The organism is Bacillus sp. 3a (genome assembly GCF_017161885.1).
Lineage (GTDB): Bacteria > Bacillota > Bacilli > Bacillales > Bacillaceae > Bacillus > Bacillus safensis.
Genome location: NZ_CP067376.1, coordinates 1,476,273 through 1,499,993, shown reverse-complemented (window position 1 = coordinate 1,499,993; position 23,721 = coordinate 1,476,273). Strand labels below are relative to the sequence as shown.

General features: G+C 42.0%; 23 protein-coding genes. 10 read left to right on the top strand and 13 right to left on the bottom strand.

Annotated features, from left to right (window positions below; all coding sequences use genetic code 11):
- Positions 1–82 precede the first annotated feature (82 nt).
- Positions 83–1,012 (top strand): cysteine synthase A, encoded by a 930-nt coding sequence (cysK, locus tag JJ692_RS07545; RefSeq protein WP_073207040.1) that lies wholly within the window; start codon positions 83–85, stop codon positions 1,010–1,012.
- A gap of 48 nt (positions 1,013–1,060) precedes the next feature.
- On the opposite strand, the gene JJ692_RS07540 is transcribed toward cysK, so the two are convergent.
- Together JJ692_RS07540 and pepV are read right to left on the bottom strand one after the other, a co-directional pair.
- Positions 1,061–1,687, bottom strand: a complete 627-nt coding sequence (locus JJ692_RS07540; RefSeq protein ID WP_073207043.1) for a Type 1 glutamine amidotransferase-like domain-containing protein — start codon at positions 1,685–1,687, stop codon at positions 1,061–1,063.
- 28 nt (positions 1,688–1,715) lie between these two features.
- Positions 1,716–3,116, bottom strand: coding sequence for a dipeptidase PepV (pepV, locus tag JJ692_RS07535; protein ID WP_206534379.1), 1,401 nt, complete (start codon positions 3,114–3,116; stop codon positions 1,716–1,718).
- Between the two features lie 94 nt (positions 3,117–3,210).
- On the opposite strand from pepV, the gene JJ692_RS07530 reads away from it, so the two are divergent.
- Complete coding sequence (locus JJ692_RS07530) at positions 3,211–4,509, top strand: NCS2 family permease (protein WP_024424875.1); 1,299 nt, start codon at positions 3,211–3,213, stop codon at positions 4,507–4,509.
- A 370-nt stretch (positions 4,510–4,879) separates the two neighbouring features.
- A complete protein-coding gene (locus tag JJ692_RS07525; RefSeq protein WP_008356419.1) occupies positions 4,880–5,101 on the top strand; it encodes a DeoR family transcriptional regulator in 222 nt (73 codons plus the stop codon).
- A 277-nt stretch (positions 5,102–5,378) separates the two neighbouring features.
- On the opposite strand, the gene JJ692_RS07520 is transcribed toward JJ692_RS07525, so the two are convergent.
- On the bottom strand, positions 5,379–6,095 hold the full coding sequence (locus JJ692_RS07520; protein ID WP_073207047.1) for a pseudouridine synthase: 717 nt from the start codon (positions 6,093–6,095) through the stop codon (positions 5,379–5,381).
- Positions 6,096–6,111: 16 nt separating this feature from the next.
- A complete protein-coding gene (locus JJ692_RS07515; protein ID WP_025092401.1) occupies positions 6,112–7,734 on the bottom strand; it encodes a putative polysaccharide biosynthesis protein in 1,623 nt (540 codons plus the stop codon).
- Between the two features lie 175 nt (positions 7,735–7,909).
- Here JJ692_RS07515 and JJ692_RS07510 point away from each other — a divergent pair, with 175 nt between their 5' ends.
- The 4 genes from JJ692_RS07510 to JJ692_RS07495 all read left to right on the top strand — a co-directional run bounded on the left by JJ692_RS07510 (position 7,910) and on the right by JJ692_RS07495 (position 11,704).
- Positions 7,910–9,181 (top strand): BaiN/RdsA family NAD(P)/FAD-dependent oxidoreductase, encoded by a 1,272-nt coding sequence (locus tag JJ692_RS07510; protein WP_206534378.1) that lies wholly within the window; start codon positions 7,910–7,912, stop codon positions 9,179–9,181.
- Positions 9,178–9,375: a hypothetical protein gene (locus JJ692_RS07505; RefSeq protein WP_073207055.1), complete on the top strand. Its 198-nt coding sequence runs from the start codon at positions 9,178–9,180 to the stop codon at positions 9,373–9,375. The genes JJ692_RS07510 and JJ692_RS07505 overlap by 4 nt, the downstream gene beginning before the upstream one ends.
- 141 nt (positions 9,376–9,516) lie before the next feature.
- Entirely contained in the window at positions 9,517–11,049 is a 1,533-nt protein-coding gene (gene opuD, locus JJ692_RS07500; RefSeq protein WP_073207058.1) for a glycine betaine transporter OpuD, read from the top strand.
- Between the two features lie 130 nt (positions 11,050–11,179).
- Positions 11,180–11,704, top strand: coding sequence for a CbrC family protein (locus JJ692_RS07495; RefSeq protein ID WP_044332372.1), 525 nt, complete (start codon positions 11,180–11,182; stop codon positions 11,702–11,704).
- Between the two features lie 44 nt (positions 11,705–11,748).
- Here JJ692_RS07495 and JJ692_RS07490 read toward each other — a convergent pair whose 3' ends face one another.
- The 7 genes from JJ692_RS07490 to JJ692_RS07460 form a co-directional block, all read right to left on the bottom strand.
- Complete coding sequence (locus JJ692_RS07490; protein WP_024424881.1) at positions 11,749–11,931, bottom strand: sporulation protein Cse60; 183 nt, start codon at positions 11,929–11,931, stop codon at positions 11,749–11,751.
- Positions 11,932–12,031: 100 nt separating this feature from the next.
- Entirely contained in the window at positions 12,032–12,343 is a 312-nt protein-coding gene (locus JJ692_RS07485) for a rhodanese-like domain-containing protein (protein ID WP_044332369.1), read from the bottom strand.
- 54 nt (positions 12,344–12,397) lie between these two features.
- Positions 12,398–13,081 (bottom strand): YesL family protein, encoded by a 684-nt coding sequence (locus JJ692_RS07480; RefSeq protein ID WP_073207060.1) that lies wholly within the window; start codon positions 13,079–13,081, stop codon positions 12,398–12,400.
- A gap of 22 nt (positions 13,082–13,103) precedes the next feature.
- Positions 13,104–14,393 carry a Gfo/Idh/MocA family protein gene (locus tag JJ692_RS07475; protein WP_073207061.1) on the bottom strand — a complete coding sequence of 430 codons (1,290 nt, stop codon included), beginning with the start codon at positions 14,391–14,393 and terminating at the stop codon, positions 13,104–13,106.
- Between the two features lie 18 nt (positions 14,394–14,411).
- On the bottom strand, positions 14,412–14,936 hold the full coding sequence (locus tag JJ692_RS07470) for a lipoprotein YteS (RefSeq protein WP_073207063.1): 525 nt from the start codon (positions 14,934–14,936) through the stop codon (positions 14,412–14,414).
- Complete coding sequence (locus JJ692_RS07465) at positions 14,933–16,045, bottom strand: glycoside hydrolase family 88/105 protein (RefSeq protein WP_073207065.1); 1,113 nt, start codon at positions 16,043–16,045, stop codon at positions 14,933–14,935. The genes JJ692_RS07470 and JJ692_RS07465 overlap by 4 nt, the downstream gene beginning before the upstream one ends.
- An 18-nt stretch (positions 16,046–16,063) precedes the next feature.
- A complete protein-coding gene (locus JJ692_RS07460) occupies positions 16,064–17,029 on the bottom strand; it encodes an ABC transporter permease (RefSeq protein ID WP_024424886.1) in 966 nt (321 codons plus the stop codon).
- 231 nt (positions 17,030–17,260) lie between these two features.
- On the opposite strand from JJ692_RS07460, the gene JJ692_RS07455 reads away from it, so the two are divergent.
- On the top strand, positions 17,261–19,561 hold the full coding sequence (locus JJ692_RS07455) for a helix-turn-helix domain-containing protein (protein WP_042968228.1): 2,301 nt from the start codon (positions 17,261–17,263) through the stop codon (positions 19,559–19,561).
- A gap of 38 nt (positions 19,562–19,599) precedes the next feature.
- Here the strand turns inward: JJ692_RS07455 and JJ692_RS07450 are convergent, their stop codons facing one another.
- A complete protein-coding gene (locus tag JJ692_RS07450; RefSeq protein ID WP_003217763.1) occupies positions 19,600–19,971 on the bottom strand; it encodes a winged helix-turn-helix transcriptional regulator in 372 nt (123 codons plus the stop codon).
- Positions 19,972–20,126: 155 nt separating this feature from the next.
- Here JJ692_RS07450 and JJ692_RS07445 point away from each other — a divergent pair, with 155 nt between their 5' ends.
- Together JJ692_RS07445 and JJ692_RS07440 are read left to right on the top strand one after the other, a co-directional pair.
- Positions 20,127–21,314 (top strand): MFS transporter, encoded by a 1,188-nt coding sequence (locus tag JJ692_RS07445; protein ID WP_333482112.1) that lies wholly within the window; start codon positions 20,127–20,129, stop codon positions 21,312–21,314.
- A 10-nt stretch (positions 21,315–21,324) separates the two neighbouring features.
- Positions 21,325–22,167: an aldo/keto reductase gene (locus JJ692_RS07440; RefSeq protein WP_206534377.1), complete on the top strand. Its 843-nt coding sequence runs from the start codon at positions 21,325–21,327 to the stop codon at positions 22,165–22,167.
- 45 nt (positions 22,168–22,212) lie between these two features.
- Here JJ692_RS07440 and JJ692_RS07435 read toward each other — a convergent pair whose 3' ends face one another.
- Entirely contained in the window at positions 22,213–23,712 is a 1,500-nt protein-coding gene (locus JJ692_RS07435) for an extracellular solute-binding protein (protein ID WP_073207075.1), read from the bottom strand.
- Positions 23,713–23,721 lie beyond the last annotated feature (9 nt).

The following is a 23,721-nucleotide window of genomic DNA, read 5'->3' as shown; positions in this document are numbered from 1 at the left end:
CCTTTTTTAACAAACTTTACGAATCCCCATTGATGATAGTATAACTAAAGAAATGCGGAATGAGAAGAAAGGGTGTCATCTGATGAAAGTTGCACAAAATATAGCGGAGCTGATTGGCGATACACCGCTTGTTAAATTACAGCGGCTTCAGCCAGAAAATGCGGCGGCTGTTTACTTAAAGCTAGAATCATTTAATCCCAGCGGAAGTGTAAAAGACCGCGCGGCTTACAATATGCTCATCGAAGCAGAAAAACAAGGGAAGCTCACAAAAGGAGCAACCATTATTGAGCCTACGAGCGGGAATACAGGGATTGGTTTAGCCATGAATGCTGCCGCAAGAGGCTACAAAGCCATCCTTGTCATGCCTGATACGATGACAAAGGAAAGAATCAATATTTTGAAGGCATACGGGGCGCAGGTCGTCTTAACCCCAGGAGAAGAAAAAATGCCAGGCTGCATCCGAAAGGCTGAGGAACTGGCTGCTCAAATTCCTCATAGCTTTATTCCCATGCAGTTTGACAATAGAGCGAACCCAGATGCACATAGAGGCACAACAGCAGTCGAAATTATGGAAGCTGTGAAACAACTTGGACAGCCCCTTGGAGCCTTTGTCGCAACTGCTGGAACTGGCGGTACTATTACAGGAACTGGAGAGGAATTAAAAAAGGCATTCCCTCATTTAACCATCCGTGTGGCAGAGCCGAAGGGTTCCCCTGTCTTATCTGGCGGGAAACCTGGGAAGCATAAACTCGTTGGCACAAGCCCAGGATTTATCCCCCATATTTTAAACGAGCACGTCTATGATGACATCGTGCAAGTAAGTGACGAAGATGCTTATCACATCACACGGCAGCTTGCTAAGCTTGAAGGAATTTTAGTAGGCCCATCCTCTGGGGCGGCTTGCTATGCAGCCATTGAAACAGCCAAGCAATTGCCGGCAGATCAAATTGTGATCTGTATGACAGCAGATACGGGCGAACGATACTTATCAAGTGATGTTTTTCAAGATTAAAAAAGGAACAGGGCGATGAATCCCTGTTCCTTTTTCTTCATTTCACGGTTAAGATATTTTGACTGATTTCACCTCAGCCTGTTCCCCTCTGATCAGTAAAGCCTGTTCATCAGTAAGCGGACATAAATCGAGCGTCTGCTGATACTTCTCTGTGATTTGCTGCGCAGCCTCGCCTAAATAGGCATTATGCATATGCGGTACCGGATAGCAGCTTATTTCATTGGCACCTTGAAATGATGAAAGCTCCGGCGCCTTCTTTTGTTCATCCATCAGGGAGATGTATTCAATGCTTGGCGCCATGATGATACTCCCCGCAGATTCTCCGATGTACAGCTTGCCGTTGTGGATTTCTTCTTTCAACACGTCATCGAGACGATGCTTTCTTAACTCCTGCAATAAATAAAAAGTGTTGCCTCCTGAAACGTAGATCACATCATTTTGTTTGATCATCTGTGCGATCTCTTCAGCGGACTGTTCATCTATCTGCACAGTCTCAATCTGCATCCCTAATTGCTGAAAGGCTTCCTTCGCTGCCTCTATATAGTGCGTGACTTCTTCTACAGCACTTGCCGTTGGAAAGAAAGTCACACGCTTTCCTTTTAAAGATTCACCCGCAAAGTCAGATAAGAGAGAATAGCTGTCTTTGAATGAAGAGCATAAGAACATTTTTTTCACTGTGAATCCCTCTTCTCTTTTCCAATTTCTATTTTGCTAATTCATACATGGCTTGTGCGTAAAGAGCTGTTGCTCTTAGTAAGTCATCAATTTCAATATATTCATCCTTTTGATGGGCGCAGTCAGGTCTGCCAGGAAATAAAGGTCCGAAGGCAACGCCTGCTTCTAAAGATCTCGCATACGTTCCTCCCCCAATGGCAATAAGGGTTGCAGGATCTCCCGTTTGTTCCTCATATACCCGCTGCAAGGTTTTCACAAGCGGATGATCTTTTGAGACGTGATGCGGAGGACTGTCTTCGAATTTTAGAAGGACCGCCCCTTTGATGCTTTCAATTCCTTTTTTGACGTCCTTGCCGTCTGCTGTCACTGGATAGCGGACATTTAACCCTAGCTTTGCTTCCTCATTCTGTTTATAGCGGATTGTCCCAACATTTAACGTCAAATCTCCACTAATCTCATCTTTGCAAGCAATTCCCAGCTTTTGTCCTCTTGTATCCTGATCAAATAAAGCGTTGATTTGGGAAGTAAAGGCAAGTCCCTGCTCATCTAATTCGTGTCCGCATAAGAAATTCGCCATATGAATGCCCGCATTTGTCCCATGCGCCGGCTCCATGGCATGAACAGATACCCCTTTTAATGTAAAATGCAGTCCATCCGCTGCGCTTTTTACTTCACCAGATAATTGATGATCAGCAAGATAGGCTTCGAAAGCTGTTTTTATTAATTCAGCATCGTGTTCCTGTGCAGCAGTCACAGTAGCAGCTGCCTCATCTGGCACCATATTGAGCCTCATACCCGATGTAAATTGCTTCAGCGTATAGCGCTGATGATTCGCTGTTTGTTGATATGTAAATGACAGGGTGGCATCAATAATCCCTTTTTCCGCATGAATAATCGGAAAATCGGCGTCTGGTGCAAATCCGATTTGCGGCATCGTCTCATGCTTGAAATAATGGTCCACACAGCGCCAATCGCTTTCTTCATCTGTTCCAATGATCATTCGAATTTTTTTCGACAGCTGCAAACCAGTATCTTTTAAGATCTTCAGCGCATAAAATGCCGCCATGGTTGGGCCTTTGTCATCAATAGCCCCGCGTGCAAAGATTTTATTTTCTCTGATGTCAGCTGAAAATGGCGGGGTTGTCCAGCCATCACCAGCAGGCACCACATCCACATGGCACAGCACACCTACAATGTCTTCGCCTTCCCCATATTCAATATGACCCGCATAGCCATCGACATTCTTGACTGTGAAGCCTTCGTCTTCCCCTTTTTTCAGCATATACTTGAGGGCATCATCGACTTTTTCACCAAATGGCTTTCCTTCTTTGCCGCCTTCTTCATCAAGGACACTTTCAATTTGTAAAAAAGATTGTGTGTCCTGAATCAAGTCGTCTTTTTTTCGTATTACTTCAGCTTCCCAATTCATTTTTCCATTCCTCCTTGAAAAAAGGTTGCAATCCACCCTTAAAACGAATATTATATTAATTGTTTTGTAATAATGTTCGTAAATGGAGGATTTTATGTTTCAGTTAAAAGAAAATCAAACCAACATAAAGAAAGAAATAATCGCTGGTATGACGACATTCTTTACTATGGTCTATATTGTTGCCGTCAACCCGGGAATTCTTTCAAAAGCAGGTATTCCTTTTGACCAAGTCTTTACTGCAACAATCATCGCTGCTGTTGTCGGTACGCTCTGGATGGCACTATTTGCAAATTATCCGATTGCCATTGCACCAGGCATGGGGCTAAATGTCTATTTCACCTTTACCGTTGTCGGCGGTGGCGGCATCAGCTATCAAACAGCGTTTAGTGCGGTATTTGTTGCTGGTATACTCTTTATTATTTTATCGTTAACATCCCTTAGAAAACAACTGATTCAAGCCATTCCAGATAATTTAAAGTACGGTATTACAGCAGGAATCGGGCTTTTCATTGCATTTATCGGCCTCCGTCAGTCTGGGATCATCGCTGCTGATCCAGAAAACCTTGTGAAGCTTGGCAATTTAAGCTCGCCTGTTGTCATTTTAACGCTTGTCGGCTTAATGATTTCGGTTATTTTAATGGTGCTTCAAATAAATGGTGCACTGTTTATCGGCATGTTAGCGACCACATTGATTGCGCTCGCAACCGGCCAGCTTCATTTCCCTAAAACACTGATGGATATCCCTGCACTGCCTGAAGGCATGCTGATTACAAATCCAATCGCTGCCTTTGGTGACGTGTTCTCTCATCATTTGTATGCTGTCGTCTTCTCCTTCTTACTGGTGACGATTTTTGATACAACAGGCACGATGATCGGCGTTGCCGAACAAGCGGGATTAATGAAAAATGGCCAGCTGCCAAAAGTGCGGAGAGCCCTGCTCGCTGACTCTGCTGCAACGACGGTTGGTTCTATGTTTGGTACAAGCCCAACCACTGCTTATATTGAATCATCATCAGGAGTAGCTGCTGGCGGAAGAACTGGGCTGACGTCTTTAACGGTCGCTGCACTGTTTATTGTGGCATTATTTTTTGGCCCGCTCGTTCAAGCTATTTCTTCTTTACCATCGATCACATCACCTGTTTTAATCATTGTTGGCTGCTTGATGATGAACTCGGTGTCACGCATTCGCTGGAACGAACTAGACGAGGCATTCCCTGCTTTCCTTGTTATTCTTTCGATGCCGCTGACTTCTAGTATCTCTACAGGAATTTCACTTGGATTTATTTCATATCCGCTTGTGAAATTGGCAAAAGGGAAATGGAGAGAAGTACATGTGCTTGTTCTCATCTTTGCGGTCTTATTTTTCATTCAGCTCTTTTTCTTAGAAGGATAACAGAAACAAAAAAGGCACATCCTCACATGGAATGTGCCTTTTTGCCTTCACTGAATTTTTTATTTTGTAAATTTTCTGTGTTTATTTTTCGGAATTTGAAAATGCCAGCTCCAATCGTATCCCTTATCATTATTGGGTTGTAACCGGATTCAAATCATGATATATACCATATTTCATTTCATGAAGACAAGTTTAAAAACACGTAAAGTTGACTTTTTGGTGGAACTAGATGCATAATAACGTGTATAATAGAATAAAACATTAAAAAACACGAACATTTACCATTGTTGCTTGTCCTTATTTCGCAGTTTTAGTGTAGTAAGTTGTGGTTAGTCAAGTCCATCCGATCTTATTGATAGGGAGTGGTTTTTTGAAACCTTCAACAAACCGTATGATGACTCGAATCAAATCAGTCTATATGTTCATTCAAGAGAAAGGTCTTGTGACGACACAAGAGCTGGTTGATGAATTCGGGATCACACCTAGAACCATTCAAAGAGACTTAAACGTGCTTGCCTATAACGATCTTGTTCATAGTCCAAGCAGAGGCAAATGGGAAACAACGAGAAAAAAAGTAAAAATATCATCTTAAGCGTATAATGAATTGTCCATATAACAAAAAGAACCGGCGATATGCCGGTTCTTTTCTTTTGCAAATTGTTGACGAAGGGCTAAAATGATTTTTATTTTAGCCCTTTGTCTTCTTTACAGCGTGATAGAAAACCTTTGAAGTCTAGGAAGAACGAGCACTGGCGCGGAGCGAATTTAACATTCGTGAGCACCAGCGCACAGGACTGACAAAGAATGCGAGGGTTTGTCTACACGCTGAAGAACCGGCGATATGCCGGTTCTTTTCTTTTATTCTTATGTTATTCACGATTCATTAAGCTGTCTAATTCTTCATCCGTCAATTCACGGTACTCTCCGGGTGCTAGTTCTTCATCTAAAGAGACAGCCCCCATCGAGAGCCTTTTTAAAAAGAGCACTTCATTTCCCACCGCTTGCGCCATTAGCTTCACTTGATGGTACTTCCCTTCAGTAATCGTCAAACGGATGCGTGTATCTCCCTCTTCATTTGCATCTACTTCCACCTTCGCCGGCTTCGTGTGATAATCATCTAAGATGACAACGCCCTTTTCAAGACGCTTAATGTCTTGAACTCCTAAAGGATATTTCAAATGAACCTCATACGTTTTTGGCACATGCTTTTTTGGGGAAAGTAATTGATGAGCAAGCTGTCCATCATTTGTGAGGAGAAGGAGACCGACCGTATCCTTATCCAGTCTCCCCACAGGGAATGGCTCCCTTGCGATATCCTCCGGCTCAAGTAAATCAACAACCGTTTCATCCCGCAGATCTTCAGTTGCCGAGATCACCCCGTCTGGCTTGTTCATCATTAAGTAAATGAATTCTTTATATTCTACACGCTCTCCGTGTACGAGTACTTCATCATTTGATGGATCAACATGATCTTTCACCTGCTTTGCCACTTCTCCATTCACTGTGACCGCCCGGGCTTTGACAAGCTTTTTCACATCTTTTCTTGAACCAAAGCCGCTGTTAGCAAGTAATTTATCAAGCCTCATGAATATCTACCTCTTCTTAACTCTTTTTTCTTAAAAATTTCGGCATACGGCTGCCCAGTACACGCTCTAGTAATCCCACCTTATAAGACAAGTACATATACACACCGCCACCAGTGATCATGGAAATCAAAATGACGATACCCGCTTGTAAAATTCCGTCTTCATAAGAAATTACTTGGTTCACAAGCTGACTTGTCAAATATGCCACGACAGCCATGATCGCCGTTAAAATACCAATGAGAATAAAACGTTTGAAAATTCTGCGGAACGAATAGCCGGCATGGCGTTTAATCATGATAAACATATACAAGATGGACGCACTGTAGCCTAATGCTGTTGCCAATACAGAACCATTTCCTTGCAGCCAGCTGATTAGCGGGATGTTCAGAACCGTTTTAATAATGATCCCTAACAAAAGACTGACGATCGCAAATTTTTGTTTGTTGATCCCTTGCAGAATCGCTGCATTAATGGTGAATAAAGAAAACAATAATGCAACAGGTGCATACCAGAACAAAATGGAAATCCCAATCTCAGGATGAACAGACGGATAGAAAAACCAATAAGCCGGTCCAGCCAATGCCGAGATACCAAATGAAGCAGGCAGCACGAAAAATAAAATGACTTGCATCGTCTGATCAATTTGTCTATTGAGCAGCTTGTAATTACGTGCTGTAAATAATTCCGTAATCGTCGGAATCAATGTTAAGCCAAACGCTGTGGCAAGTGACACAGGAATCATCACGACCTTCGGTAAATATAACGTCACAATGGACAATACCGCTGTACTAATATCCTGATGTCCGGATGCAATCATGGCTCTGTTAATTGTGTTTGTATCGATATAAGAATAAATAGGAATCGCAAGTCCAACAAACACATACGGCGCCGCATAGCTAAACAGCTCTGTAAACATTTGCTTATAAGATAAATCAGAGTGAGCGCCTGTATTCGGCTGCATGGCTAAGAGCCTGTCCTTCCGCTTCAGCCAATATAAATAAAGCGTGAATAAACCGCCAAATGCACCGATCAGAGCCGCAAATGTTGCATATCCGACAGCAATGACAAGCCCGCCGTCAAGCACTTTTAAAATAATAAACGTTGCCGTTAATAGGAAGATGATTCTGACAAGCTGTTCAATCACTTGGGAAACAGCTGTCGGTCCCATCATGGAGTGTCCTTGGAAGAACCCGCGTACAAGACTCATGATCGGTACAACCAAAAGACCTAAGCTGACCATTCGAATCACATATACTACTTGATCGACAGTCAAACCGCCTGTTTCATTTGATCCGCCAAGCTGAATCTTGGCAAAAATCGGTGCGGACAAATATAAAATAGAAAAGGCGATCATCCCGGTGACAAGCATGACCGACATACCCGCCCTGAACATTTTTCTTGTTGTCTCATAATCGCCGATCGCATTATATTTGGAAACAAATTTTGATACCGCTGTTGGAAAACCAAGCGTAGCGATACTTAAAAAGATCGTATACTGATTGTATCCATATTGGAATAGCGCACCACCAGTAGCTCCAACCATTGCGCTAAATGGAATTAAATAAATCATACCAAGAATACGAGAGAGATACGTCCCTATCGTTAAAACCAACGTACCACGAAGCAGTTTATTAGACATGCGCTTAACCACCATTTTTCTAATGAATATTCAACTTAACTATTTTACCACATCAATTCAATACACAGGTAACAAATCCAATACGGAAGTCACAAAACCAATCAATTCATATTTCAGCCTTCCCTAATCTTCGTTATAATAGAAAAATGACTGAAAGTAGAAAGAGGAATGTAACATGAAACATTATGATGTCATTGTCATTGGCGGCGGACCTTCTGGGCTGATGGCCGCGATTGCATCAGCAGAGCACGGTGCGACTGTTCTGTTAATTGACAAAGGAAACAAACTTGGCAGAAAGCTGGCCATTTCTGGCGGCGGACGCTGTAACGTCACCAATCGCCTTCCAGTAGAAGAAATCATCAAACATATTCCCGGAAACGGCCGTTTTCTATATAGTGCATTTTCTGAGTTCAACAACGAGGATATTATTTCGTTTTTTGAAAACCTTGGCATTGAACTAAAAGAAGAAGACCATGGACGTATGTTCCCTGTCTCAAACAAAGCACAATCTGTTGTGGATGCCCTTCTAGACAGGCTCCGAGCCCTCAATGTCACCATTCGAACGAACGAAAAAATTAAAACAGTTCTGTATCAAGACGGACAAGCAGCTGGAATTGTTACAAATAATGATGAAAAAATTTCAAGTAAGTCTGTCGTCATTGCTGTCGGCGGAAAAAGTGTGCCGCATACCGGCTCTACTGGTGACGGCTATGCATGGGCAGAAGCAGCCGGTCATACCATTACAGAGCTCTTCCCAACAGAGGTACCGGTCACATCCGATGAACGATTTATTAAAGAAAAAGTGCTTCAAGGTCTTTCTTTAAGAAGTGTGGCTGTCAGTGTTTTAAATAAAAAAGGGAAACCCGTCGTCACACATGTCATGGATATGATTTTTACTCACTTTGGTTTATCAGGTCCAGCTGTTCTTAGATGCAGCGGATTTGTTGTGAAGGAATTGAAAAAACAACCGACAGTCCGCCTGCAAATAGACTTATATCCGAAGCTGAATGACGAGGAGCTGTTCCAGAAGCTTTATCGTGACCTTAAAGATGAACCGAAGAAAGCCATTAAAAATGTCCTCAAGTCTTGGATGCAAGAACGCTATTTATTGTTTCTGTTAGAACGGAACGGGATTGATCCACAAGACACATTCTCTGGTCTAGCCAAGGATAAACTGCGTGCATTTGCCCATGATTGCAAACATTTTATTGTTCATGCAAATGGTACCCTATCCTTAGACAAAGCGTTCGTGACAGGAGGCGGCGTTTCTGTGAAGGAAATTGAACCGAAGAAAATGGCGTCTAAAAAAATGCCGGGTCTTTATTTCTGTGGAGAAATTTTAGACATCCACGGCTACACAGGCGGCTACAATATCACATCAGCACTTGTGACAGGCAGGCTTGCCGGCATGAATGCTGCACTAGAAGCAAAGGAGAGAGATCAATGATCAGACGTGCATTACCGATTGTTCTTGCGGTCGTTATCAGTTTGACAGCCGCTGTTTTCTTGAAGCTGTCCATTACCCCGTTAAAAGTCGCCATTGTTTTGGCGTTTACCATTTTCGCCGTATCTTTAAAAGAATATGTCTACCGTCTTCGCAAACGGATTGAGGAAAAATCGTCTTCCCATATCGATAGTTGATAAATGGAAGCAAAACATGTTACGGTAAAGTAGAGGTCGAGTGAGAAGCTCGCCTCTTTTTGTTTGAAATAAGTTGAGTTAGGGGATATTAAGCAAAAGTCCTCTGCTTAAACGTGTAGAACAACAGGAGAGTGAGATGGTGTGAAAAAAGTATCAAGTGTATTTTGGATTGTGATTGCGATCACATTTGTTGCCGTGATGTGGGGAGCATTTTCTCCAGAAACACTGCAAAATGTCACAGATCAAATTCAAACATACATTACAAATGACTTTGGCTGGTATTACTTGTTAGTGGTATCACTGCTTGTCGGCTTTTGTCTATTCTTTATCTTTAGCCCAATCGGTAAGATTACGCTAGGAAAACCGGGGGAAGAACCTGAATTTGGTCTATTTTCTTGGTTTGCTATGCTATTTAGTGCCGGTATGGGAATTGGTCTTGTTTTTTACGGAGCAGCTGAACCAATCAGCCACTATGCTATTCAGTCTCCAACAGGGGAGACTGAAACTGCGCAGGCCTTCCGTGATTCTCTTCGCTATACATTTTTCCACTGGGGGCTTCATGCATGGGCTATTTATGCCATTGTTGCACTTTGCATTGCTTACTTTAAATTTAGAAAAGACGCACCTGGTTTAATCAGTGCAACGCTGCAGCCCGTTTTAGGAAATAAAATTCACGGATGGATCGGTAAAACCATCGATTGTATTGCGGTATTTGCAACCGTGGTTGGTGTTGCGACAAGCCTAGGATTAGGCGCGGCACAAATAAATGGTGGATTGAATTACCTTTTTCATATTCCAAATACCTTTAGCACACAATTGATCATTATTATCATTGTGACGGTGCTTTTCCTTGCATCTGCTTTAAGAGGGATTGGAAAAGGCATTAAATACTTAAGTAATATCAATATGGTATTAGCAGCTGTTCTGATGTTTTTCTTACTTTTGGTAGGTCCAACTGTTTTTATCTTAAATTCATTTACTGACTCGATTGGACAATACTTATCTAATATTGTTCAAATGAGCTTCCGTCTATCTCCCAATGATCCTGAAAAGAGAGAATGGATTAATGGATGGACGATCTTTTATTGGGCATGGTGGATTTCTTGGGCACCATTTGTCGGGATATTTATCGCTAGAGTGTCACGCGGGCGAACGATTCGCGAATTTTTAGTGGGTGTCTTAGTCGCTCCTTCCATCCTAGTCTTCCTATGGTTCTCGATTTTCGGTGTATCTGCAATGGACTTACAGCAAAAGAATATTGTCGATGTTGCAGGCCTTTCAACTGAAACGATGCTCTTCGGTGTACTGAATGAATATCCGCTGGCGATAATTACATCGATACTAGCACTCATTTTAATCGCCGTATTCTTTATTACATCAGCTGATTCAGCTACATTTGTGCTTGGAATGCAGACAACCTACGGATCGTTAAACCCTCCTGGCAGTGTCAAAGTCAGCTGGGGCATTATCCAATCGGCTGTTGCTGCTGTGCTTTTATTTTCAGGGGGACTTGAAGCCCTGCAAAATACAGCCAAGCTCGCAGCCTTGCCGTTCTCCGTTGTCATCATATTGATGATTGTTTCGCTGTATAAATCACTAAATGATGAACGAAGAATTATCAAACAAGCCAATAAAGTCAATAAACCAAGAAGTCCAAGAGTAAAAAAAGCATAATCGCAAGCGAGAAAAAGCCGTTCCTCATCCGAACGGCTTTTTTCTATATATGCAATTTAAGATTGTCGCGAGCTTGAGGATTCCTTTAAAATAGTGATAAATCATCACTTTCTACATAATGGAGGTTTATATGACGTTACCTACGTTCAAGTACAACCGAGATCCAGTTTCGTTAAACGTGATCAAAAAAGAGCATACGACATGTCCTGTTTGTGAGAAAGAAAGAGATTATGTATACCAAGGCCCTTTTTATACTGTTGAAGATGTGGAAGGAATTTGTCCTTGGTGCATTAAAGATGGATCAGCAGCGAAAAAATACAATGGAACCTTTCAAGACGATGCAAGCTGTGATGACGTCGATCAAGAGGAATATATCGATGAGCTGATCTTCAGAACGCCAGGCTATCGCGGATGGCAGCAAGAATATTGGTTAAGTCATTGCGGAGATTTTTGCGCAATCGTCCAGTATGTCGGCTGGAAAGAGATTGAACATCTAGAGGAAGAACTCGCCGAGGATATCGAAGACATTTGCAGCGGCGAAGGATTAACAAAAGAGAACCTAAAGCAATGGCTCGTCAACGGAGGAGACTTACAAGGCTACCTTTTTCAATGTGTTCACTGCAACAAGCATCGTTTATATATTGACGCCAGCTAACCAAGGAAAAAGGACCCTTCAAGCAGGTCCTTTTTTGATGCCGTCTATTTTTTATATAAAATGAGTGCAGAAAAACAGTAGAGCTGTTCCCCTCCCTGCTCACAGATCACCGCTACATTGTACTTGATGTCAATGATTTGGTCGTCATCCATTCCTTTTAAAAAATGATTGATTTCGCTCTGCAAATCTTTCTCATGCTCTTCATCAAATACAGCTACCTTTAGCACCTATGCCACTCTCCCTTCTCTCGCTACTCTATCTTTATGCACATAGAGAGAGGCATATGAACAAAAAAACCTTTCATCGTTAAGATGAAAGGCCTTCTAATTACAGCTTCGGTTTTGTTTCTCCTGTCCAAGCCAGCATCCCGCCAACGACATTTGTCGCTTGGTAGCCTTGATCTTCTAGGTAATAGCAGACATTTTCACTACGTTTACCAGAGCGGCAAATAATATAATATTCCTGCGTTTGATCGAATGCATCCAGCTTCTCAGGGATATCGCCCATTCGAATGTGAATAGCTTCCGGGATCATCCCTTCTGCTACCTCTTCATCCTCACGTACATCGACAAGCTGAATGGCATCTTCCTGCTGCAGCTTTTGTTTTAATTCTTCTATTGAAATTTCTTTCACTGACACGGCTCTCATCTCTCCTTTTCATTACGGTGACACCATTATAGCAAATGATTCACTTCACTGCGTATTCACCCGCTTCGATTGAAGGAAAGACGGCAGCCGCTTCTTCACTTCGGCTGTCTCGTGCTCAATTTCAAACTCTACCTTTTTAAAGACTTGATAGGCCAGCCACATATGACCGTAGGCGAGTATGCTCACACTAAAAAACGGCACGATTCCCGGTAAATAAGCAAACAGAACAAACAGAACAGCCGAGAAAACAAGCATAGAGAGTGTATATTGCAAGTATGAGATACCGAGCAGAAGAGAGAATTTCAGATAGAGACGTTTTTTCCAATCATAATGAGCAAGCAGCGGAAAAATATAAAATAAGCTCACAATAAACAGAAAACCGAAAATATATATAGCAAATCGAAGCACATGTAAAAGCCAGCTCGTCGGATAAATATAAGCAAGGTCGACATAAATAATCGTTCCAATGATGAACAGCACCACTCCAATGATGTTAGAGCGTACAAACTCCTCCCTGAATACCTTCCAAAAAGTGCGGAATACATTGACTTGCTCATGACCTTGAATCCACTTTCTCATCACGGAAAATAACGCAGTGGTCGCGGGCATCAAGCCAAAAACGCCAAGCCCTAGAATGGTGAACAAAAGCCATAACAAATTCGTATAGGCGAGTCTCATCACCCACTCACACAACCTCAGCATTCTGCTCATTGAACCATCATGATCCATCTCTTTCCCCTCCTCTCTCTCTTTACACCTTCTCTTTATGAAACAATTCATCGATTTCAATTGGGCGTTTTTCTGTGACAGAGCGCCACATGCCTTCCCCAAGAGCAATCGAATAAGCACCAGCCTCTGCTCCTGCTAAGATGTCATAGTGAATCAAGGGATCTTTTCCTATAAATAAATCAGCCAATAGCAGAGGATCTCCGCCGCCATGTCCGCCTGGCTGCTTCACGACTTCAATCGTCTCCTTTGATCCAAACATCGGGTAATAAGAAATTGTTTGTTCTGGGAATTGAAATGGAATTCTTGATGGCACATGAAACTCATTTGTTTCAATACGCCCCTTCGTCCCATTAATGGCCAGACGATAGCCTTCATATGGGGCTGAGAATTGAATCGAATAGCTGAGCAGAGCCCCTTGATCATAAGCGACTGACGCCACATATGTATCCTCAATATCTATTTCCTGATCAAAAATGCAGGCATCCGGGCGATAGTTTGAGTACTGCTGCGTTTGCTCCTGACCGGATTCAATATGGTCGTCCTCCACCTTCGAGCGCTCAACCCGCGGATTCCACCTTGCTTCATAATGACAAATATCCTTCACATGACATGTTCCACAAAATCTATTTTCCTCCCCCTGCAAGGGATTCCAAGGGCTTTCACTGCCGTAATAGTTCAGCGCCCCGTAGGCAAATACTTGCTTCGGCTTTTGATCAATCCACCAGTTGACCAGGTCAAAATGATGCGTCGACTTATGAATGGACAGTCCGCCGGAAAATTGACGTGTACGGTTCCACCTTTTGAAATAACTAGCACCATGATACGTATCAATAAGCCAGCTCAGTTCAACAGAAGTGACTCTTCCAATTTTCCCGTCTAGAATCAGTTCTTTTACCTTTCGATGGAAAGGATTGTAGCGATAATTAAAGGTGACCGTGACCTTCCCTTTACTTTCCGCTTCTTTTTCCATCACTTTTTTGGCGTCTTTTGCTGTTGTCACCATCGGCTTTTCGGTGATGACATCTAGATCATGGTCAAGTGCCTGCATGATATATGTGACATGTGTGTCATCCCTGCCTGCCACAATGACGATATCTGGTTTTGTTTCTTTGACCATCTGATCAAATGCATCTTCATGAAAAAACGAAACGCCCCGGAGTGACGGAAAACGCTCCTGACAAAGTATATACCGCTGATGATCTATATCGAGGAGCCCTGTAATCCGATAATGCTCATTGAAATCCTCTGTGAGCGGTTGAATAAACATATTGAACGCACGATGGCTCAGCCCGCAAATCACGACCCGTTTCACATTCCCCACCCCCATTTTCTATTGGTTTTCACGAAGCTGTTTCATAAGAGACAGCGCCTCTTCCGTCTTGTCAGCATACACGGGAATGAAAGCGACCATATCTCGGTGTAATTGAAAGGTATAGCCGTTGAGTTTTTTCTTTCCTTTATTGATTTGAACTGCATAATCGACCGTTTTCCCTGTCTTTTTGTCCTCGACCGTATATGGTCCTGCTGCTTGATCGCCTATTTTCATCTCTTCCAGCAGCTGAAAACTTTCAGGATCATCATACGTTCTAAACATTTCTTCTGGAACAAGCATCACGTCCCCCTCTTTTGAGGTAATTTCAACAAGAAGCTTTTCAGGAATCGCCGGAAAGATGTGAACGCTATAAGTCTCTTGTTCCGGCTGAAAAGCCTTCTCCACTAATTGATCTTTCATTCCCTTTGACATATCAGAAAAAATCAGGACATCGATCCCGTTTGTTTTCCCCTGACAGGCAGATAAACAAATGGCAGCGATGAAACTGATGAGCCATACGGCGGCTCTTTTTTGCCTCCTCATGCCTTTTGAAAAACAGACAGCTTTTCTAGCTCAGTTAACGCCATAATAAAAGCGCCTGCCCCGTGCAAGTCATTTGTGCTCCGCTCTCTTCCAACGTAGTAATCATAAAATCCCGCAGATGTTCCGATACAAATATCATGGATGGTAAAATCACCATTTTCTTTCTCAGCCGTCTTATGCTGAATCAAGCCTTGATATGCTCTGACCACATGATCAACATAACGGAGACCTACATACCCTTCATTCATGGCCTTTGCCATGGCGTACATGAATAAACACGACCCCGAGCTTTCAAGCCAATTGTCACTGTGATTTCCTTTATCAATGATTTGATGCCAGAGACCTGTCTTTTGATCCTGGTACTTTGCCACACTTTCCAGCATGTCTGTCAGCGTTTCCTTCCACACCTTTCGCCCCTCATGCTGCTCGGGCAGATCCTCGATCATATCTGCTAATGCAAGGACATACCAGCCAAACGATCTTGCCCAAAACTCTGGGGAACAGCCGGTCTTTTGATCAGCCCATGGCATCGTTTTTCGTTCATCCCACGCGTGATAATACAGACCTGTTTGTTCATCTTTCGTATGTTTTCTCATGAGATGCTCTTGATGGATGACCATATCCACTAGTGACTCTTCACCTTTAAGCTGAGCATACTTTAAGGCAAAAGGACCGCCCATGTAGAGACCATCGAGCCACATTTGATAAGCATAATTGTCTTTATGCCAAAATCCGCCCTCAGACGTGCGGTTTAGCGTACGATAAAGTCCGCGCAGCTTCTCCGCCGCCAGCACATACCGCTTCTCTCTCGTTCGTTCGTAAAGAGGGAATAAAATGAGTCCTGCTTGAATGGCATCAAGCTCATCCCTGCGAAATAATAGATTTCCGTACTCATCAATGAGTGAGTCCGCATAGTTTTTCACATAATTGAAATACGCCTCGTTCCCTGTTGCCTCATATAGCTTCATGACGCCGCAAAGGAAAACCCCTTGATGATAATGCCATCTTCCAGCTGGCGGCAGTTCAATTGGTGTATACGCTTTCATAATGGTTTGTGCTAATTTCTCTGCATGCTCAAGCGGTGATCCCTTTTCAATCGATAAAGTCATTCTTCCTCATCTCCCTTTTTAATAAATACCTTCTTCCCCGAATTTCTTCGCTAAACGGTTTGCCAGCATGACCAAAATAAGTCCAACGGCTGCTTTAAATAAACCAACAGCGGTACTATAGCTGAATTGTCCTTGCTTAAGACCTGCTGTATAAACGTACGTATCAAAAATCTCTGCTACTTCCCGGTTCGTTGCGTTCAGTAATAGATAGACATGCTCAAAGCCAAGCTCAAGCGTATCACCGATTTTTAAAATAAGCAGAACCACAATGACACTTTTAATGGCAGGAAGTGTGATGTGCCACATTTGTCTCAGTCTCCCGGCCCCATCCATTTTTGCTGCTTCATATAGCTGTGGATCTACCGCTGTAATCGCCGCAAGGTAAATGATTGTTGACCAGCCTGCTTCCCGCCAGATTACCTGTAAAATGTACATCGGTCTAAACCATTCCTGACTAAGAAGGAAGTTAATCTTTTCTCCTCCAAAGAAAGCAATCAATTCATTCATTAACCCGCCATCTACGGTTAACAAAACAAAAGATAAGGACACGACAATCACCCATGACATGAAGTGAGGGATATAAATCATCGTCTGTACAAATTTCTTAAACAATGCCAATCTCACTTCGTTTAAAAGAAGGGCTAATAAGATCGGAATTGGAAAGAAAATCACGACATTCATGGCAAATAAAATCAGCGTATTTTTTAATAAGATGAAAAATGTTGGTTCTGTAAACAATCGAATAAAGTGTTTGAAGCCAACCCACTCACTGCCAAGAATGCCGAGAAACGGCTGGTAATCTTGAAAGGCAATGATGAGCCCCCACATTGGCACATATTTAAAAACAATAAAATAAATGAGCCCCGGCAAAATCATTAAATACAAAAACTTTTGACTAAGCAATTGATTAAGTAAGCGCTTTCTTTTTTCACTTTTCAAAGCTGCCGCAGGCACACCCTTGGCAGTGACATCCTCTGTTTTCATTAATAAAGCCTCCCCTCATGTTCATGCATGTGTTAACTGTATCTTAAGGATGAAAAATCCGTCTACAATCATATCAACAGATCATATTTTCATAGGTGATGCTACTCAAAACGTTATATAAAACATAAGAAAATGATCCTAATCTCAGAAAATGATTATTGACAAACCTACCAGATTTTTGGATTAATAAATTAAGGGGAAAAGATTGTTTCGTTTGAAATGGGGGGTTTTATGAAAAGAAGGCAGTATAAATTTTATTACAAGCTTGTGACGTTTTTTTTCATACTTAGTACGATTCCTGTTATCATTGTCGGCATTTTTTCTTATCAGCATTCGCAAAAAACAGCACTTGAAAATATCTCAAATGAAAAGCTCGACAGCGTTAAACAAACGCAATCCAATATTGAGCATATTTTAAAAACTGTTGATCATTCTCTCACTCACTATGTCAGTTCGCCGCCTCTCCTTCAAACACTGGCAGAACCTTTAAATCCAGACCAATTCCAGCTTTATAATCAAGTACAGCAGGAACTGAATTACCTGCAAACCTTCGACACCGATCTTTCCAATATTACACTCGTCAGTAAAATGGAAGACTGGTACATGAACAATTCAGGGCTTTATCATGTCACAAGCGAAGACCAAGAAAAAGCGCTGACCTCTTACCTCAATATACCAAGTCACTCCAGCTGGGCACTTGAAGAGAATAATCCACTTGTTGCGACAAAAGAAGGAAAAGCATCCTTTTGTAAGTACAATGTGAATTTAATCAAACAACTGCCTATGAACAGCGTTCAAAAAAAGGGAATCGCTGTCGCCAGCATTCCAAGCTGCGTCATTGCTGATAACATGCCTGACTTCTCTCAATCAGATAGTATGTTTGTCATCGATACAAACGGAAAAGTGCTGCTACATAATCGCAAAGAACAAATTGGTGAATCGCTGAAACATCAAGATATCGTCAAACATGTGCTCTCACTTGAAAAACGATCAGGGCAATTTGATATGAAGATCGACGAACTCAACTATCAAATCACATTTCAAAAATCAGATTATAATGAATGGACGTACCTATCCTTTGTTTCTATTCCAGAACTTAAGCAGCAAACGAAATCAATCGGGTGGATTACCTTTATTATCTGCACTATTTTGTTAGCGCTTTCATTACTATTTTCATGGTTCGGTTCTAGACACTTTTATAAACCAATCCGCTTATTATACGAGTCATTTGCACGCAATGAATCATTTTTGCAAAAACAGCCCTTTCAAAATGAATTTGAGTTGATTGAATCGAGTATTAAACAAATGAAAGATCAAAACAATGATTTAGAGGAACGGATTGAGCAGCAAGTGACACACTTACAGCAATACTTTATGGTACGGCTGCTGCTTGGAAAGCTGACAGATGAAGAAGTTAACAACCGGTTCCAAAGCTTAGGCTTTCCTCAGGGCTGGTCTCATTTGTCCATGCTTGTGACCCAAATCGATACATTAAAAGGAACACCTTATGAAAAAAAAGATGCTGACTTGCTTTTATTTGCGATCAATGGATTGATCGAGCAGATTATTCCGCAAGAGGAGCACCTTCAGCCAACCGTTGTCAATCAGCATCAAACGACGATTATCCTCAACCACTCAAAGTCAGATGAAGAGTTTACTGAATATTTAAACCAATTAGCAGAAACCATTCAGCAGCGTATCGAGGAAGAGCTTGGTTTATCGATCAGCATCGGAATCAGCCGCCAGTTTAAGGAGCTCACGATGGCAAAACACGCTTATATTGAAGGAAAGGAAGCCTTAAAATACAGACTCAAAGCAGAGAAAAAGTCCATTATCTTATATGAGCATATTCAGCAAGGAAAGACGTTCAAAACCCATTTTCCAAAGCAGCTGCAACATGATTTATTTGATGCAATGAAAGCTGGCGATCAAGGCAAGGCGGATCACTATTTACATGTGCTCCTGCAATCCATTTTTTCTAAAAATGCAGGACCGCACGAATACCATATCGCCCTCGCTCGTTTTTTAAACAATTTAATTGAGCTGATGCATTTGCTGGGCATTGAATTATTTGAGGTTGAAGATAACAAAATGCTCTATGATACGATTTTTGAATTTAAAACCTTTGAAGATACAGAAGCATGGCTGAAACATGAAATCATCCGGCCAATTATTGACCAGCTTGCTGCACGTGAAGACTCACAATACAAAAACATCTCAGAAAAAATCATTCATATTATTCATCAAGAATTCGACTCAGATCTCACATTGGATGAAATCGCCACACGCCTGCATTACAATCCCAATTATTTAAGCAGCATTTTCAGAAAGGAAATGGATATCTCCTTTAGTGAATATCTCTCTTCCTACAGACACCATGTCGCTAAAAATTGGCTTGTAGAAACCGATATGTCCGTCAAAGAAATTTCGGAAAAACTGAAATATAAAAACCCGCAAAATTTCATCCGCTCCTTTAAAAAGCTGGAAGGTACAACTCCTGGGAAATACCGCGACCAGAAAAAAGGCTCGTAAGACAAAGAGTCCCGCTCTCACAAGAAAGCGGGGCTCTTTTATTTAAACTGTTCATTTAAGATGCTGTCTTCCAGCACGGAAAGCGGTTCACCATACACACGTTCAATATGAGCTGCTCCCCAATCGCATAGCGCATTGAGGATTCTTTCGAGCGACTGTCCGTATTCACTTAATTCATATTCCACTTTAGGCGGCACCTGTTCATAGACAATCCGGTTAATGACCCCGTCACTTTCAAGCTCTCTCAGCTGCTGCGTCAGCATTTTTTGTGTGATGTTTGGCATGAGCCGCTTCAATTCGCTCGTCCGTTTTTTCCCGTGTGTCAAATGACATAAAATCACACACTTCCACTTCCCGCCTATGACCTCAAGCGTTGCTTCCACAGAGATATTATATTTTTTCTTTTCCATCGAATGTTCACTCCTCTTTGTACGAACAGGCACTTTTTAGTACCTATATTACAAAAAAGTACGTACTTTTTTTTTCGTCATCTATGTTAGATAATAACTCTTGCCGATCGGCTTCGTCTATCAAAATGTCATCACAGAAGGATGTGAACTTACTTATGAAAAAAAAGCAAAACCATTTTGCTCTTCTCGCACTAGCGATTAGTGCTTTTGCTATAGGAACAACTGAGTTCATTAGTGTCGGTCTTTTGCCAATGATCTCAGAAGACTTTGGAGTGAGCGTCAGTCAGGCGGGCTGGACTGTCTCTTTATATGCACTTGGTGTGACATTTGGCGCGCCTATATTGACTTCTCTTACTTCCACGATGAAAAGAAAGACATTGCTTTTGCTCATTATGCTCGTCTTTTTGATTGGTAATACACTTGCCACCATTGCCCCGACTTTTTCAGTGCTGTTAATCGGCCGGGTGATTTCAGCCTTGTCCCATGGAATCTTCATGTCCATCGGTTCTACGATTGCTGCAAGCCTTGTCGTGAAAGAAAAACGGGCAAGCGCGATTGCCTTTATGTTCACTGGTTTAACAGTAGCGACTGTGACAGGTGTGCCATTCGGGACATTTCTTGGTCACGAGTTCGGCTGGCGGACATCATTTGGTGTGATTGTGATCATTGGTCTGATCGCACTGATATCCAACTATTTTCTTGTGCCGTCTCAATTAAAGCAGGGTGTGAAAACATCTTTTAAAGATCAAGCTGTCCTATTAAAAACAAAAAGAATTTTGCTTTTATTTGTCATTACAGCCACAGGGTATGGAGGAACCTTTGTCGTCTTCACGTATCTATCTCCTCTCTTGCAGCATGTGACAGGGCTTGCGCCTGGGGCTGTGGCCTTGATCCTGCTTTTATACGGAATCACGATCGCAGCCGGAAATGTCATTGGCGGAAAAGCTGCTAATGAACAGCCAATGAAAGCACTGATCTATATGTTTATTATCCAAAGCATCATCTTGTTTATCCTTAGCTTCACTGCAGGATTCACAGTGTTAGGCATTGGAACCGTCATGCTGATGGGGCTGTTTGCATTCATGAATGTGCCTGGGCTGCAAGTAGCCGTCGTTGATTTTGCAGAAAGATACACACCTGGAGCGGTCGACGTCGCATCTGCCATGAATATCGCTGCCTTTAATGCCGGTATTGCCATTGGCTCATTTTTAGGAGGCATCGTGACAGATACACTTGGGCTTGTGCATACAGGCTGGGTCGGCGGCATCATGGTCCTCATCGCAGCCATTCTTACGATGATCAGTTATCAAATAGAACAAAAAGAACAAACACAAACCATTTAAAGGAGTTTTTATGATGGAACATTTACAAAGTACAAAAACATTAAACAATGGGGTCCTCATGCCAGGCTTTGGCCTTGGTGTATTCAAGGTGGAAGATGGAGCTGAATTAGTTGATGCTGTCAAAACAGCCATTCAATTAGGCTATCGCAGTATTGATACAGCGGCTATTTACGGAAATGAAGAAGGTGTTGGACGAGGCATACAGCTTGGTTTAGCAGAAACAGGACTGCGCCGTGAGGACATCTTTGTCACCTCAAAAGTGTGGAATGCCGATTTAGGATATGAATCTACTCTAAATGCATACGAAGAAAGCTTAAAAAAGCTTCAGCTTGACTACCTTGATCTGTATTTAATCCATTGGCCGGTTGAAGAAAAATACAAAGAAGCTTGGCGTGCACTGGAAACCTTGTATCGTGAAGGAAAGGTCAGAGCCATCGGAGTGAGCAACTTCCAGCCGCATCACCTAGACGAGCTATTAAAAGATGCAGACATCAAACCAGCGATCAACCAAGTAGAATTTCATCCAAAGCTAACGCAGGAAACACTCTCTACGTATTTGAACTCTCATGGCATTCAAATGGAAGCTTGGTCACCGCTGATGCAGGGTGAACTACTGCATCACCCGCTGATCACAGAGCTCGCAGACACATACGGTAAAACACCTGCTCAAATTATTTTGCGCTGGGATGTACAAAAAGGTGTCATCACCATCCCAAAATCAACGAAAGCACATCGTTTAAAGGAAAACGCTGATATATTTGATTTTGTCTTATCTGATGAAGATATGAAACGTCTTTCTGACTTAAATGAAAACAAACGTATCGGTCCAGATCCAGATAACTTCGACTTTTAATGAAAACACCCCCGCTTTTTTACTTTGCGGGGGTGTTCCTATTGGTCATTTTGATTTTTTAAAGGAAGCTTCATATTCTTCTATGATTTTATTCCCACCATTGGATTTCCACTTCTCTACATCCTTCTGAAATTGATCTTCACTGATGTCACCAAGGATGAACTTATACGTCGCATCATCGATGATTTTCTTCAATTCGTTTCCACGCTCTGATGCTGTTTCTGAATACAGGCTTTCAGCAGGATTGGCAACGATGATGTTTTGATTGTCTTCTTCTAGCTCTTCATATTTAGAACGAACTGCATCCCCTTTATTTTTTAAGTAACGTTTATCAATTCCTACAAGACTGACAAGCGGCTGTACATCTGTCTGCCAGCCTTTCACTTGGCTTTCTTCCCTGACAAATGTATTTCCTTCTTCTTTCTTATAATGCTTGCCATCTATACCGTACGTCATGAGACCATATACATCTTCTTCGGCAATACGGTCAAAGAAGGCCAAAATCCGCTTTAATTCCGCCTCTGATTTCACGCTTGTTTTAGGGAATGCGAAGATGCCATTATGCCCCCCTGATGCCCACACACGTTCTTTGCCATCTGGGCCTTTGATTCGGTTGATAATATCTACTTTCATGTTTTTATCTGTCGCATCATCTCTCAGGTTCACGGCATCTACCATATTTCCAACATAGATACCTGCTTTTCCTTGTGAGAATAATTCCTGCTGCTGTGTTTTGCTTGTCACTGGGAAGTCTTTGTTGATATAGCCATTATCGCGCAGCTTTTTCATGTATTTCATTGTATTCATGTACTCATCTGTCATAAAGTCCGGCGTGAATTTCCCGTTCTCTTCTTTCCAGTCTGTTGGCATTCCTTCATATGAACCAAGTGTTTTAAATGCGCCATAAATTAAATCGTTCCGATCCGTAAAACCAATTGTATCGGCTTTTCCGTTTTGATTCGGGTCTTTTTCCGTAAAGGCTTTGGCTACTTCATACAGATCATCCAATGTTTTTGGAGTATCCAAATTTAAATTTTCAAGCCAATCCTTTCGAATGACAATCCCTTGTCTTGAAAGTGGTCTTTCTCTATAGATGCCATAAAGCTTGCCGTCTATAGAAGCGTTTTTATTAATCAGTTCGTTCATCTTACTTAAATTTGGATAATCCTTTAAATACGGACCGACTTCCCAGAACATGCCAGATCTGAACGCATTAATCGCAGACGAATTTTTAATGTCTTGAATCGTCACAATTTGCGGCAAATTCCCTGCTGCAAGTGCGGAATTTAAACGATCTTCCTTCACAGCATCAGGTACCCATGTAATATCAAGCTCTGTATTTGTGAGCTTCTCAATCTCTTTTAAAACGGAATCCTTCGGCGGCTGCTGATGATATAAAATCGCCATCCATGTCAGCTTTACCTTTTTGTCTAGATCAACCTTCTCATCTGATGAGTTTGCCCCTTTACTTGAACATGCTGACAGAATACCGCTTGCTGCAAATAACAGAACAAACGCAATCAGCCATAATTTCTTTCTCCCCATAAGATCCCT

Excerpts from the sequence above, each read along its gene's own strand:
- JJ692_RS07465 (WP_073207065.1), bottom strand. The coding sequence starts at position 16,045 with ATGACTTTATCGATTGAAAAGGGATCACCGCTTGAGCATGCAGAGAAA.
- cysK (WP_073207040.1), top strand. The coding sequence starts at position 83 with ATGAAAGTTGCACAAAATATAGCGGAGCTGATTGGCGATACACCGCTT.
- JJ692_RS07505 (WP_073207055.1), top strand. The coding sequence starts at position 9,178 with ATGATCAGACGTGCATTACCGATTGTTCTTGCGGTCGTTATCAGTTTG.
- JJ692_RS07435 (WP_073207075.1), bottom strand. The coding sequence starts at position 23,712 with ATGGGGAGAAAGAAATTATGGCTGATTGCGTTTGTTCTGTTATTTGCA.
- JJ692_RS07495 (WP_044332372.1), top strand. The coding sequence starts at position 11,180 with ATGACGTTACCTACGTTCAAGTACAACCGAGATCCAGTTTCGTTAAAC.
- JJ692_RS07530 (WP_024424875.1), top strand. The coding sequence starts at position 3,211 with ATGTTTCAGTTAAAAGAAAATCAAACCAACATAAAGAAAGAAATAATC.
- JJ692_RS07460 (WP_024424886.1), bottom strand. The coding sequence starts at position 17,029 with ATGAAAACAGAGGATGTCACTGCCAAGGGTGTGCCTGCGGCAGCTTTG.
- JJ692_RS07455 (WP_042968228.1), top strand. The coding sequence starts at position 17,261 with ATGAAAAGAAGGCAGTATAAATTTTATTACAAGCTTGTGACGTTTTTT.
- JJ692_RS07515 (WP_025092401.1), bottom strand. The coding sequence starts at position 7,734 with ATGTCTAATAAACTGCTTCGTGGTACGTTGGTTTTAACGATAGGGACG.
- JJ692_RS07480 (WP_073207060.1), bottom strand. The coding sequence starts at position 13,081 with ATGGATCATGATGGTTCAATGAGCAGAATGCTGAGGTTGTGTGAGTGG.
- JJ692_RS07445 (WP_333482112.1), top strand. The coding sequence starts at position 20,127 with ATGAAAAAAAAGCAAAACCATTTTGCTCTTCTCGCACTAGCGATTAGT.
- JJ692_RS07510 (WP_206534378.1), top strand. The coding sequence starts at position 7,910 with ATGAAACATTATGATGTCATTGTCATTGGCGGCGGACCTTCTGGGCTG.
- JJ692_RS07440 (WP_206534377.1), top strand. The coding sequence starts at position 21,325 with ATGATGGAACATTTACAAAGTACAAAAACATTAAACAATGGGGTCCTC.
- JJ692_RS07520 (WP_073207047.1), bottom strand. The coding sequence starts at position 6,095 with ATGAGGCTTGATAAATTACTTGCTAACAGCGGCTTTGGTTCAAGAAAA.
- JJ692_RS07450 (WP_003217763.1), bottom strand. The coding sequence starts at position 19,971 with ATGGAAAAGAAAAAATATAATATCTCTGTGGAAGCAACGCTTGAGGTC.
- JJ692_RS07470 (WP_073207063.1), bottom strand. The coding sequence starts at position 14,936 with ATGAGGAGGCAAAAAAGAGCCGCCGTATGGCTCATCAGTTTCATCGCT.
- pepV (WP_206534379.1), bottom strand. The coding sequence starts at position 3,116 with ATGAATTGGGAAGCTGAAGTAATACGAAAAAAAGACGACTTGATTCAG.